This is a genomic window from Aphanizomenon sp. CS-733/32, from assembly GCF_028330045.1.
Taxonomy (GTDB): Bacteria; Cyanobacteriota; Cyanobacteriia; order Cyanobacteriales; family Nostocaceae; genus Dolichospermum; species Dolichospermum gracile.
This window is the reverse complement of sequence record NZ_JAQMSE010000209.1, coordinates 1-12449: the sequence shown is the minus strand read 5'-3', so window position 1 is coordinate 12449 and position 12449 is coordinate 1. Positions and strand designations below refer to the sequence as shown.

Annotated in this window: 13 protein-coding genes; all 13 read right to left on the bottom strand. The window is 39.2% G+C overall.

The window, feature by feature from the left end; genetic code table 11:
* Window positions 1-157 precede the first annotated feature (157 nt).
* On the bottom strand, window positions 158-1213 hold the full coding sequence (pseI, locus tag PN471_RS17545) for a pseudaminic acid synthase (RefSeq protein ID WP_271777945.1): 1056 nt from the start codon (window positions 1211-1213) through the stop codon (window positions 158-160).
* 126 nt (window positions 1214-1339) lie between these two features.
* Entirely contained in the window at window positions 1340-2026 is a 687-nt protein-coding gene (locus tag PN471_RS17540; RefSeq protein ID WP_271777944.1) for a PIG-L deacetylase family protein, read from the bottom strand.
* A complete protein-coding gene (locus PN471_RS17535) occupies window positions 2026-2715 on the bottom strand; it encodes a hypothetical protein (RefSeq protein WP_271777943.1) in 690 nt (229 codons plus the stop codon). Before PN471_RS17535 ends, PN471_RS17540 begins: the two co-directional genes overlap by 1 nt.
* Before the next feature lies 1 nt (window position 2716).
* Window positions 2717-3271: a UDP-4-amino-4,6-dideoxy-N-acetyl-beta-L-altrosamine N-acetyltransferase gene (pseH, locus tag PN471_RS17530; protein ID WP_271777942.1), complete on the bottom strand. Its 555-nt coding sequence runs from the start codon at window positions 3269-3271 to the stop codon at window positions 2717-2719.
* Between the two features lie 420 nt (window positions 3272-3691).
* Window positions 3692-4558 carry a DUF2887 domain-containing protein gene (locus tag PN471_RS17525; RefSeq protein ID WP_271777941.1) on the bottom strand — a complete coding sequence of 289 codons (867 nt, stop codon included), beginning with the start codon at window positions 4556-4558 and terminating at the stop codon, window positions 3692-3694.
* 90 nt (window positions 4559-4648) lie between these two features.
* Window positions 4649-5716, bottom strand: a complete 1068-nt coding sequence (pseG, locus tag PN471_RS17520) for a UDP-2,4-diacetamido-2,4,6-trideoxy-beta-L-altropyranose hydrolase (protein ID WP_271777940.1) — start codon at window positions 5714-5716, stop codon at window positions 4649-4651.
* Window positions 5713-7014 (bottom strand): aminotransferase class III-fold pyridoxal phosphate-dependent enzyme, encoded by a 1302-nt coding sequence (locus PN471_RS17515; RefSeq protein WP_271777939.1) that lies wholly within the window; start codon window positions 7012-7014, stop codon window positions 5713-5715. The genes pseG and PN471_RS17515 overlap by 4 nt, the downstream gene beginning before the upstream one ends.
* 6 nt (window positions 7015-7020) lie before the next feature.
* Window positions 7021-7791, bottom strand: a complete 771-nt coding sequence (locus PN471_RS17510; protein ID WP_271777938.1) for a glycosyltransferase family protein — start codon at window positions 7789-7791, stop codon at window positions 7021-7023.
* A gap of 18 nt (window positions 7792-7809) precedes the next feature.
* Complete coding sequence (locus PN471_RS17505) at window positions 7810-8193, bottom strand: GNAT family N-acetyltransferase (RefSeq protein ID WP_271777937.1); 384 nt, start codon at window positions 8191-8193, stop codon at window positions 7810-7812.
* Window positions 8194-9004: 811 nt separating this feature from the next.
* Window positions 9005-9697 (bottom strand): class I SAM-dependent methyltransferase, encoded by a 693-nt coding sequence (locus PN471_RS17500; RefSeq protein WP_271777936.1) that lies wholly within the window; start codon window positions 9695-9697, stop codon window positions 9005-9007.
* Window positions 9679-10563: an aldo/keto reductase gene (locus PN471_RS17495; protein ID WP_271777935.1), complete on the bottom strand. Its 885-nt coding sequence runs from the start codon at window positions 10561-10563 to the stop codon at window positions 9679-9681. Before PN471_RS17495 ends, PN471_RS17500 begins: the two co-directional genes overlap by 19 nt.
* Window positions 10564-10621: 58 nt before the next feature.
* On the bottom strand, window positions 10622-11059 hold the full coding sequence (locus PN471_RS17490; RefSeq protein WP_271777934.1) for a DUF29 domain-containing protein: 438 nt from the start codon (window positions 11057-11059) through the stop codon (window positions 10622-10624).
* A 43-nt stretch (window positions 11060-11102) separates the two neighbouring features.
* A complete protein-coding gene (gene pseC / locus PN471_RS17485; protein WP_271777933.1) occupies window positions 11103-12266 on the bottom strand; it encodes a UDP-4-amino-4,6-dideoxy-N-acetyl-beta-L-altrosamine transaminase in 1164 nt (387 codons plus the stop codon).
* Window positions 12267-12449: the final 183 nt, after the last annotated feature.

Here is a 12449-nt window from a genome sequence, read left to right as displayed (position 1 = left end):
GAAAGATATAAGAATAGTCTCAAATTCCAGAAAGTGATAGGTTTTTAATGGTTTCAATGCTTATTCCTTGCACCTAATTCACTTTTTTACCCCGGAAACTCTTAATATATCTAGGTTTTCGGTTTATTCAGCAAGCCCTAACTAGCGACTTACATTATTACATTAACAATTCCCACTTTACTGGTGTTCCCGCTTGAACATCTGCTTTGATTTTTTTCCCTAATAAAAGATTGTAGTATTTGGGGGGTAAACCTTGTCCGGGACGAATAGCTCTTAAATTGTCTGGAGTTAGTATATCACCTGATTGCATATTTTGGGCTATGTAAAGACTGCGCCTAAATATTAAAGATTTCTGTTCGGCTGCGGTGACTCCGTAGCTAATTTTACCCATAGCTTGCCATGCTCTTTCTGTTTCTATAACTAATTGTTTCATTTCTTGCGGTTCCATGGAAAAAGCCGCATCTACACCTCCATCAGCGCGGTTAAGTGTGAAATGTTTTTCAATGACTGTAGCACCTAAAGCTACACTGGCAACAGCTACACCAATTCCCAGGGTATGATCGGACAAGCCAACCTGGATATCATCAAATAAATCTCTGAGGTGGGGAATGGTGAGTAAGTTTGTGTCTTTGGGTGTTGATGGGTAACTGCTGGTACATTTAAGTAAAATTAGGTTTTGACAACCTGCTTGTTTAGCGGTGGTTATTGTTTCATCTAATTCGGCGATCGTTGCCATACCGGTGGAAATAATGATAGGCTTTCCTGTACTGGCAACTTTGCGAATTAGTGGTAAATCCGTGTTTTCAAAGGAGGCTATTTTGTAAAAGGGAACATCTAGGGATTCTAGGAAATCTACTGCGGTAAAGTCAAAGGGTGTGCTAAACCCGATGATACCTAATTCCCGGCAGCGATCAAATATTGGTTTATGCCATTCCCAAGGGGTATATGCTTGTTGATAAAGTTCAAATAAGGATTTACCATACCACAAGCTTTTAGGATCGTTAATAAAAAACTCGTCTCGATCTAAGTCGAGGGTCATGGTATCTGCTGTATAAGTTTGGATTTTGAGGGCGTGAACTCCTGTTTTTGCAGCTATTTCGACAATTTCCAAGGCTCTTTCTAAGGATTGGTTATGATTGCCTGACATTTCGGCAATGATAAATGGGGGATGATTGTTACCAATTTTTCTATCTTGAATCTCTATTGTCTTCATGATCACTCTGCTATCTGAGATGAATTACTGATATATTAGGTTACATCGGACTACAAGATTTGAATTACTCCCCTTAGTCCGTTCTTTTTTGTTTTTAAATTGAAATTGCTGATAATTTTACCTAGTTTAGAGGCATAAATTCCTCCCCAACATGAAAGCTTCAGCAGCTTCAACTCCTACAGTAGATCCCCGCCATCTAGCTAAATATTCAACGGATTCTATGGAACGAGGGTGGGGATAGGGACACATTTCTAAGCTATAAGCTTCTAGTGCTTTGAGTTTCAGAGTTAGTGTTTCTGAAATGTCTACAAACCAGTTAGGTGCAAAGCTTGGTGCAGATCCTGGTGGTCGCCATTCGGTGCTAGATGGTACTTCAAAGAAAAGCAATGTCTTGATTGAACTACCAGGTTTTGGTCTGCAAGCTGTAATCACAGCTTCATGAACGCGGCGGTGATCAATATTGACATCCCCATTATGGTGAGTGTAGACAGTTTGCGGGTGTATGTGGGTTACAGCGTCTTCTATTACCTTGACTATATCTAACAGTTCACAGCCATCCATTCGGTTATCAGGGAAGTCTTTAAGGGAAACTGATGTAGATCCTAGTATTTCACTTGCTTGTTTAGCTGCACTTGCAAGAGCAGAAAGTTCCCGTTGAAAATTACTTCTATCTCGCTTTTCATCCCGACTGGTTGCTCCTTCTGCCAGAATGAGGATATGAACATTGTCACCTTGCTGTGCGTGTTGTGCGATCGCACCACCGCACCCTAATACCTCATCATCAGGATGAGCAGCAACAACTAATACTTCCATTATTCAATCTCCTCTATGGGAGTAATAGTCACATCAGCAACTATTCGATCATGGTAGAATGATGCTCGTCCAAATTTATAATTAAATCCCTGATGACGAATCAAAGCATGAGGATACCCTTCAGCGTCTAACATCCGAATAAAATCATAAAGTTGCTGGAGCGAATTGAACTCAGGAATTTCACTTTCGGCAGGTTTACGTCGCTTAAAAATAGTAACTTCACCTGTTTGAGGTTTCGGTTCTGGCTCATATTCAATAATATAGTTAATCATTTTGGCTGAAATATGAGTAGCACGAATATAAATTTCTTCGGCATTACCAGCTAAACATAAGTCTTCTTGACAATAGACCTCACCGGCATCAAATTCTTCAGTCATTCTCAATGCAGTTAATTTTGTCTCTTGATGTCCGCGAATAATTAGATTTTGTAATGGACTTCCTCCTCGTCCATAGGGAACATCCGTCATGTGAAAACAGACACATTCATAACTGTTAATTAGCTCATCGGGGACTTGCCATGACCAGTGAAGGAAGAAAATATACCGAGGATTTATCTTATCAATTTGCTCTATAGTCAAATCTTGAGTAGAATTTATAAAAAACCATTGGCCGGGATATTTAACGATTGTCTTGTCAAAAACCTGACGATTCCAAGACTTACTACCAGCTACAACATAATTATTAATCACATTATTTATTCCTAAATACGATTTTAGCTATATCATTTTTATTCTGTAACCAATCTTCTTGAAATAAGGCTAAACAAATAACATGTTGATATTCAGCATTCTTATAGATGTGTTTTTTAAAACATCCTTCTTCTTGGAAGGAGAGTCTTTTATGGAGTTTTAAAGATTTATTATTAAAACTTAAAACTTCACTACAAACTTTTCTAATATCAACAAGTTCAAAAATATATTCCATACTAATAAAACCTAAAGCACCTCCACTACCTAAAGGAGTTGCAGTTTCCCCCAAATAAAATCCCCAGTAACACTTATTATTATTTTTATCTATATTTGTAAAGTAAACCAACCCAATAGGATGATTTTGAAATTCATAGATTAAATAGTCAACGGTTGGCTCATCTTTTATTTTTTTAAACCAAGTTTGATGTTCCTCAAGACTGATAATATGATCTGTATACATATTAGCCCTGACTCTCTCCGAATTACGCCAACTTAATACCATTTCCAAATCAGATTCTTGTAAAGGTCTTAGTTGATAATCTTCACGTTTAGCCATATTAAATAATCCCTTTGATTATATTTCCTGATTTAACACTTCTGCCCAAATCATCTAAGAGGTGAACGCAGATGAACGCGGATAATTTTTGTCAGAATCAGGATATCCAGGATTTGAGGATGTACAGGATGTAATTGCTCATTTGTTTGTTGGTGGTTATCGCTTTATCTAGATTCTCGTCTGCTAGAAAGTTCAAGATGCTTTCGCCAGTTAACCCATAACCCAACTGGGAATGAATTCCCAGTCTCATAGCAGAAGTTGTCTTTTGATGACTAAGAGGATGTTTGAAAAGTATCAGAATTAATCGAGATCCCACACGAAAAAGTTTTCAAACAACCTCTAAGAGATATACAAATTAAAAAAATATCCTAAAATTTATTGTGGTGCGGGCATCTTGCCCGCTAATAATACAAGATTGGATCATCTAATTAATTCAGTATATTTTTGTAGCCAGTCATCCAAATCATCAATACCCTGAAAATCCAACAACGCTTCTCCTAAGTCCTCCAATTGTGATACGGGAAAACTCTTGATTTGTGAACATTGGCTCTCTGGTAATTCCCCCAGTCGTCGTCTTAGTTGACGAATAACTAAATTAGCCTCACCTTCCTGAAGACCCTTTTGGCGACCTTCCTGAAGACCCTCGACAATAATCTCTTGGTAAAAACGGGATTGGGTAATATCCACAGTCTCTAACTCTAGCATATTCATGATGATCTCCTTAGTTAACTCAGGGAACTTATTAGCCAGTATAGTCTCGATTAAACTCAATCGCCTTTGAAACTCGCCTGTCGTGTCGGCTTCCTGCAATAGCTTTCTACCAATTACGGCACTTTTGTCTTTTTCTGTCACCAACAACTGTAAGAGCATCAAGTTCGGGGTTAGTTCTTGCTGGTCTCGCAGATCACTCAAATATAGCTGAGTGACCCGTCTTTCCAATAATTCTGTGTAGGGAACTTCCCAGCCTAATCCTTGACTGCGATCGCGTAAAATCAACAGTCCCCGCCAGTCTTGTTTAACTGTATATTGATTAATATAGACAAACAATTGGGAAAAATACCGTCCATAGAATCCTGAATCGGACTGCATTTGTGCCTCAGCAAACACCATCGGTATCATCGGGTTATTTGATACTGGCGTAAAGACTCCATCCAGTCGAAACTCTTTCTCCTTAACAACAGGAGCATTATAAACGAACTCCCAGTTTTCTTCAATGCCTGGCATCAATTCTGCCAGCATCCCTGGTTGCGACAAAAATAATTCGTAAAACCATTTATCGGTTTTCATAGTAATTATACTTAATACGACTTAATTATTTGATGCTCTGGGTGGGGTAAAGCAAGAACATATATGTTTTGCGATCGCTAATTTGACTCACTAATCTAACATACTGACCATCGCTGAGACAACGCGCTTTGCACCATTGCCATCTACTAACTGCTGTCCTTTTTTACTCATGGTTTCCCGATGGGGGCGATCACCAATTAAGTCTTGTATTGCTAAACTCAAACCCTCAATAGTTACATCCTCATGCCAACCCAGATTAATAATTACACCTTGTCGATCTAATTTTGCCGTAATGTCTTTTTGATTATCCGCCACTGTGATTACAAGACTAGGCAAGCCCATAAATGCTAATTCCCAATTAGTTGAGCCACCTGCGGCGATCGCTATGTCTGCCCAAGCCATGAACTCAGGCATATTAGTGACATTTTGTTGTAAAGTAATTAATACTCTGGATTTTGCAACTTCAGTCTGTAATTTACAGTAGTGCGGGTTGCTACCACCGACAACAACAATAACCTCTAAATTATCACTGTTTACTAGTTGTAAAGCTTGAATGACTTTAAGTGTGACATTATCAGGATCGCTACCACCTAGAGTAACTAAGATTCGCAAGGATGAACCAGGAGGGGATTTCCTTAGTTGATATCTAGCATGATCGCGCCATGACCAAAATTCACGCCGCAACAAAGTGTATTCACACCCTAACAGAAGTTGGGTTTTTGGGTTGATGCGGGGATAGAGACTAGCATCAGCATCAATATTTTGATTTAATATGAAGTCAGCACAATAACTACCAGCGTGTCCATAATCATCTATTACCAATAATTGTAATCCAGCCGCTTTAATTGTTTGTTGATAACTAGCATGAAAGTGATAACCATCGAGAACTAACCAGGGGCTGTGATAATTTTGACAACAGGTAATGGTCTCTAGGGCATCTGCCAAAGATCCGGGTAATGGTGCGATTTCCAGCCTATTTATACCCTCAGTTGCCAGTCTTTGGGTGAGGGTGACGGGGAAATCTTTGTGGGTACAGAAGTACACTTGTCCACCATCAGTTTGCCAAGCCTGGGCAAGTGCTAAACACCGCATGACATGACCCGTACCCATTTGGGTAGATGCGTCAGCACGGATAATTAGCGTCTGACTTTTTTTCATCGCACTTTAAATAAAGGTTCTAAAAGTTGACAACGCAAATAAGATTCTAATTCTTTGTTATCTACCAATGCACCAATTAGCGGTAACACTTCTTCATACACAGCCAATAGACTATGAACATCAGTTTCAGCGTGACCGTAGCTGAGATTATGAGTGCCTAAAGTAAGAATGCCACGAGCAAACATTTCTTGTAAGAACAGGGTTTTAATCTGCCACTGACTGTAGGGAGCAATATCTTTTATCAACAGAAAAGACCAAGTAGGATGACCACTGAGGCTGAAAATGTGTCCGATGTCATAACGATCAATTAACGCTTGTACATCGGTAAGTATCGCTTCTCCTCTTGCAGTCATAGTTTGAATTACTGGTTCTCGCTCAAGTTTATTAATTGTTGCTAAAGCAGCAGATAGAGACAGGGTTTCACCACCAAAAGTAAAGGAGAAAAATATATCCTCAACTACTCGCATAATCTCAGCCTTACCCGTGAGGGCAGAAACTGGATAACCATTGGCTAAACCTTTTCCAAAAGTTGCTAGATCTGGAGTAATGCCAAAATATTCCTGAGAACCACCAATGGCATAACGGAACCCTGTAATCGTTTCATCGAAAACCAAGAGAGAACCATTTTGATGAGTCAGTTCTTTAACTTTTCCTAAAAAATCATCTTTTGGAAAGAAAACATTCATCGGTTCTAAAATGACCGCCGCAATTTCCCCAGGATACTCCTGAAATAGTTGGTGCAAGGATTCAATATCGTTATAGAGAAATTTGTGAGTCAAAGCCTTAGTTGCTGCGGGTATACCCAAATCCCTAGCTGTTGAACCAATATACCAGTCGTGCCAACCATGATAGCCACACACTGCAACTCTATCACGTCTTGTATAAGCTCTTGCTACTCGAATTGCTCCTGATGTAGCATCAGAACCATTTTTACCAAAACGTACCATTTCGGCGCAAGGAACGACTTCAACAATCTTTTCGGCTACGAGTAGCTCAATGGGATGGGGGAGAGAAAAAATAGTTCCTTGCTGAAGTTGAGCTTGCACGGCTTTAGTAACATCGGGATCGTTATAGCCTAATGTCACTGCTGCTAAACTGTTAATGAAATCAATATATTCATTCCCATCTACATCCCAAGCATGACTGCCTTGAGCGCGTTCGATGAAATAAGGAGACACACCAAAAGGATACTGGGTTTTGCTTTTACTAAAGGTTTGCGTACCCAAGGGAATAGTTTTGAGGGCGCGTTGTAACAAATGTTCCGATTTTTGATAGCGATCGCACATAATTGAGTCCATGGTTAATTAGTTAGTTTGGACTAGAAACTCTTGGTCAGCAAGGAGCGATTTTGTGAAACCTTCGTTGCGCTCATACTTACTGTTATGGGTTTGCCATTCGGGATGTTGATAGAGCCAATCTAAAATATCCCTCATATTAAAACTTGGATTTTGTGGATAGAGATTCGTGTATATTTGTCTAACTAATTCAAAGTCTGCTAGTTCATCTACTGTCCAGCGGAGATATGATATATCTTGATCATGTTGATAATTGCCTAATTTAAAGCGATCTGGTTGCTGGTTAATAAAAGGTGTCACGTGTTCTCGATGAGATGGTAATGTGGCTTCTTTTTCAGCTATTTCTAAGCATTGAAAGCGACATATTTCCACATCTAAACCATCTGGATACGTAGGGATTAAACAATTGCTGGAATAATCATAGTTTCCATCAACATGAAATTGGATCACTTGATCAATTAATTCTGGATCGCACAGAGGACAATCACCTGTTAGTCTTACTAAATAAGTTGGAGAATATGGTTTTGCTGCTTGATAAACTCGTTCTAAGACATCATCTAAAGAGCCACGAGAAGAGACAACTTCAATTTCTTGACACAATTTACTAATTTGCTCATCTTCTGGGGAAGTACTCGTCGCTACAACTAATTGATCTATTAATTGTGACCTCTTAATCCGCTCAATCTGTAATGCCAGCATTGGCTGATCTAAAATCGGCTTGAGGACTTTTCCTGGAAGACGAGAGGAGGATAATCTTGCCTGGAGAACAGCAATAATCATTATGTTTATCTGGTGAAATTATGGTTCTTTTTCTTGTTTGAATCTCTTCCAATATTCTTTGGCTCTCAATCCCAAAATAATGACATCAATACTTTGTCCACAAGAAATTATATGTTCTCTCAGTAGACCTTCACGTTCATAGCCACATTTTTCAAAAGCTCTAGCACTTGCTATATTTTGAGCGTAGCAACTAGCTTTGAGTTTATTTAAGTTGAGTGTTTGAAAACCAAAATTAGTAATTAACTGAATTGATTTTGTTGCATAGCCTCGACCCCATAAACATTTTTCTCCAATAAATAAACTAATATCTGCACGACGATGATACCAATTAATTGGACCTATTTTAATATTTCCAATATGCTGATGGTTTTCTCTTAAACAAATAGCAAAAAAAAGGCTCATTAACATTTCCATCTAACTTACGAACAAACTCTTTAATATTTTCATGTGACTGAGGAATGAATCTGGTTTCAAGATAGCAGTTGACCTGGGGATCGTTCAACCAATTATAGTAATTTTCATTAACATCACTAATTCTAACTTCTCTTAGATATAAACTTTCTTCTGCTAAATACATTGACTATTGCATCTCTTTTATAGACATTTGGGATTGATGATTTATTAGCGATCGCCAATAAATAGATATTATACCCCAAATCAGCAACGCCAGAGTTTGAAATCATTTAGGACTTACGCAAGATGTAAGTGAAACCCTGATTATTTCGTAGGGGTAATTCATGAATTACCTCTACTTTCGTTCTATTTTGCGTAAGTCCTGTCATTGATTTTTCAATTTCATACCCTAATTCAGCAACGCCGTTTAATGATATCACGAGTATTGAAGGCGAATCAATTCGCCCGTATGCGTTTTCCCCTTCGGTCTGAATACTCGAAGCTCCCAACGCTACTGCGTGTAGTTATTCACTCCCCCCCTCTAAAATCATCGAAACCCTTGATCTCTCGTTAAAGATAGGGGGGAGTGTGAACAGTTACTACTGCGTTCCTCTTGTGAAATTATGGTTCTTTTTCTAAGATTCTAGGACTTACGCATTGACAGGATCAACCAAATATGAGGTATGGGTTTCGGGCATTTTAACGTGATTTTTTGATGATTGTTGAGCGCTCGCTATTGAGCAGAAGTTAATCACCAAAAGCCTGAAACGAGGGATTTTCGTTCATGCACATCATGGTGAATTTGTACAGTGCGTAAGTCCTAGATTCGTTCGTGGTAATAGTTATTCAAGCTTTTATTTAGAACACTACAGATCCACCTGCTATCAGAATCACAGGACAAAATACTTAAATCTTGTTTGTGATTGTGGTTGCCAGTGAACTTAGTGATCTCTTTATATATACCAAGTTGCTCAAATATACTAGGATAATCTTGTTTATAAGTAAATACACTTGATTCTGGCAAGTGATGATAATGTCTGCGCTGGGGAAAATCGGGATAGAAATCACCAATAATTAATATTCCTCCATCCCGAACGCAACGATCAATTTCAGCGATAGATTTAGCCAAGGAAGAGCGGTCTACCCAGTGTAAGACAAAATAGACAATTACAACATCATACTCTTCATCAAGTAGGATATTAGATAACAAACCCTGAGAAAGTTTGATGTGTGGATATTTTTTTTGTCCGTCTTGAATCGCTGCTAAACTGGCATCAATGCCAGTCAATTCAACGTTAGGAAGGGTTTCTCCCAAATCGTTCAGCCTCCATCCGTTGCTACAACCTAATTCAGCAATTTTCTTAATTCCACTCTTGTCTTTAAGCAAATTTATTATGTAAGTCGGAAAATCAAATTCTGCTTTTTTTCCCAAATCTTTGGTATTACGATAGAACCAATTATCTCCCTCACCTCTAAAAAAAATATTATCTTGTTTCATACCATTTTTCTCCATAAAGACGGGTTAATTAACGAAGTATCTTCAATAACAAATTCTCGTAAATACTTAGAATCAAATATCCTATCGGTCGCTGTAACTATTTCGACCAATTGATCTGAATTGTTTACCCCAACCAAGATAGTATCAACTTCTAAAAGTTGATCTACAAAACCAATTGCCGCTTGCAAAGGTGATATCCCCAATTTTTCATTAACTTCACGGTATCGCAGTAAATAGGGTATAAATCCCGATAAATAAGGTGGTAATTCTTCCTCTGACATCAATAAAATGCCCTGTAAAAATACTGAACGTACATGAATTTCTATTCCTTGGTTTTTGAGCGATCGCAAGTAGCCATTTCTGATTAACCTTTGATCAAAAACATTTAGAGGAATCTGAATTAGATCGAGGGAATATTTCTTAAATAACTTATCTATTTCTTCCTGACCATAAATTGATACACCAATTTTTTTTACTAAACCTTGCGCCTTGAGTGATTCTAACTCCAACATCAAGCGATCGCCACCATCATTTAATAAGTCATCAGGATGATGGACTAGCAATCCATAAACTGATGTTTGCTTTAATTGTTCGAGCGATCGCCTAAAGGTATCCAAAACGGATTGGACATCATCGGCAGCAATTTGAGATTTAGCTATTTTACTAGTTTTGGTAACAATCCGAAACTGGTGAGAGGGACTTAAATGTTCTCCCAATACAGCTTCACTAGTACCATAAGCGGGTGCAGTATCAAGATAACGAATACCATGACCAGCAGCAAATTCTAAAATTTTCCTAACTTCATCAGCACTCGTTTGTCCTAACTTGTTAGAAATTCCGTAATCTGTGCCAAATTGTACCGTTCCTAAACCCAACTTCATTAGGCAATCTCCCCTAACGTCTTAATAACATAATTTTGATTGTCTCTATTTTTCGGTATTAGGGTGTTGGCCAGAAATCTGGATTGATAATCTCATCTAGTTGAAAAGGACAAGTTTCGGGAAAATTTTCATCGGGTAAATCAGTTTCTGCGATCGCTAAATCTCTAGCTTCAGACCAACTTTCTACTAAGGCTTCATTGAGACGGGACTTTAACCCAGGATTACGACGCAGCAACTTGTCAATTGATGTTCGCTGTACGCGAATTGTCGCTCGCCAACTGTTAGAACGTCGCCAGTGTTGCACTTGCCATTTGAGCAGATGCGCCACTAATTGCATCAACCTTGACTCTAACTGATCGTAATGACGATTACCCAAATCTGTTAGCTCCTCGATCAGATGAGATAAATCTAACTGCTCAAATTTCTCCTGACGCAGTAAATCTGATTGTTGATGGGCCCAGCTATAAAAGTCAGATTCATACAATGTGTCACTCATGTTGACTCTCCATTAGGTCAAGATATCTCTTGATATTATCTTCCTATTGTAAAATCTCCCCTAACGTCTTAATAACATAATTTTGATTGTCTTCAGTCAAATCATAATAAAGCGGCAAACTAATCGCCTCCTGATAATAACATTCAGACTCAGGAAAATCACCCTGCTTAAATCCCAACTGCTGATAATAGGGCTGGGTGTGAACAGGAATATAATGTACATTAACTCCAATTCCTGCGTTTCTGAGTGCCTCAAATACTTCTCGATGGGAGCGATTGATGGAATGGCGTTGTAACCGAATTACGTATAAATGCCAACTGGAATAGGTATCAGGATGTTGATAAGGCGTAGTCACAGGTAAATCTTGCAAGCCAATATTATATCTTGCTACCAACTCATGACGACCCTTGACGAAGGTATCCAACCTTTCCATCTGACTTGCACCCAAAGCGGCTTGTAAATCAGTCATCCGGTAATGATAACCCAACTCCAACTGCTGATAGTACCAAGGTCCTGGGGAATCTCCCTGAATAAAGCGAGGATCGCGGGTAATACCATGACTCCGCAGCCGGATCAACTGTTCATAGAGGTCTTGACGATTGGTTAAAATCATGCCTCCTTCGGCAGTGGTAATGATTTTAACTGGGTGGAAACTAAATACAGTCAAATCGGAAAACTGACAACAACCAATGGGGCGATCGCCATAACGGCCACCTATACCATGGGCTGCGTCTTCAATCACCTGAAAGCCATACTTTTGTGACAACTGAGCGATCGCTTTCATGTCGCAGGATTGCCCAGCAAAGTGGACTGGAACCACAACTTGAGGTAATTTCCCCCGTGCTGCTGCTAGGGCTAATTTGTCAGCTAGGGCGGGAATACTGAGATTATAGGTTTGAGGATCAATATCCACAAAATCCACTTCTGCACCACAGTACAAACCACAGTTGGCGGAAGCTACAAAGGTATTAGGTACAGTCCACAGTCTATCACCAGAACTTAACCCCGCAGCTAAACAGGCAATATGTAACCCCGCTGTAGCACTAGCCACCGCCACTGCATATTTTACCCCACAGTATTCAGCTACTAAGTTTTCAAATCGAGCGATCGCTGGTCCTTGGGTTAACCAATCTGACTGTAAAACGCTGACTACTGCATCAATATCTTCCTGATTAATATTTTGCCGTCCGTAGGGAATATAGTTCATAAAACTGAAAACTTAAAAAGGTGTTAAAAATCAACCCTAGAAAGTGACATACTCCACACACTCCCCTTCGGGTGAGTGTGGGCTTCTCAGCGACTCTTCTATGAAGACATTGACTGAGCTTTAAGACCGTGTGTCCCCCGGTTCTTGATATTAATTGAAGCATTCAAATCCCGGCACAAACTG

What these genes read in the sequence shown, in the direction of transcription:
- PN471_RS17505 (WP_271777937.1), bottom strand. Translation starts at nt 8,193, where the DNA reads ATGAGCCTTTTTTTTGCTATTTGTTTAAGAGAAAACCATCAGCATATT.
- pseC (WP_271777933.1), bottom strand. Translation starts at nt 12,266, where the DNA reads ATGAACTATATTCCCTACGGACGGCAAAATATTAATCAGGAAGATATT.
- pseG (WP_271777940.1), bottom strand. Translation starts at nt 5,716, where the DNA reads ATGAAAAAAAGTCAGACGCTAATTATCCGTGCTGACGCATCTACCCAA.
- PN471_RS17490 (WP_271777934.1), bottom strand. Translation starts at nt 11,059, where the DNA reads ATGAGTGACACATTGTATGAATCTGACTTTTATAGCTGGGCCCATCAA.
- pseH (WP_271777942.1), bottom strand. Translation starts at nt 3,271, where the DNA reads ATGGCTAAACGTGAAGATTATCAACTAAGACCTTTACAAGAATCTGAT.
- PN471_RS17515 (WP_271777939.1), bottom strand. Translation starts at nt 7,014, where the DNA reads ATGGACTCAATTATGTGCGATCGCTATCAAAAATCGGAACATTTGTTA.
- PN471_RS17495 (WP_271777935.1), bottom strand. Translation starts at nt 10,563, where the DNA reads ATGAAGTTGGGTTTAGGAACGGTACAATTTGGCACAGATTACGGAATT.
- PN471_RS17510 (WP_271777938.1), bottom strand. Translation starts at nt 7,791, where the DNA reads ATGATTATTGCTGTTCTCCAGGCAAGATTATCCTCCTCTCGTCTTCCA.
- PN471_RS17500 (WP_271777936.1), bottom strand. Translation starts at nt 9,697, where the DNA reads ATGGAGAAAAATGGTATGAAACAAGATAATATTTTTTTTAGAGGTGAG.
- PN471_RS17540 (WP_271777944.1), bottom strand. Translation starts at nt 2,026, where the DNA reads ATGGAAGTATTAGTTGTTGCTGCTCATCCTGATGATGAGGTATTAGGG.
- pseI (WP_271777945.1), bottom strand. Translation starts at nt 1,213, where the DNA reads ATGAAGACAATAGAGATTCAAGATAGAAAAATTGGTAACAATCATCCC.
- PN471_RS17525 (WP_271777941.1), bottom strand. Translation starts at nt 4,558, where the DNA reads ATGAAAACCGATAAATGGTTTTACGAATTATTTTTGTCGCAACCAGGG.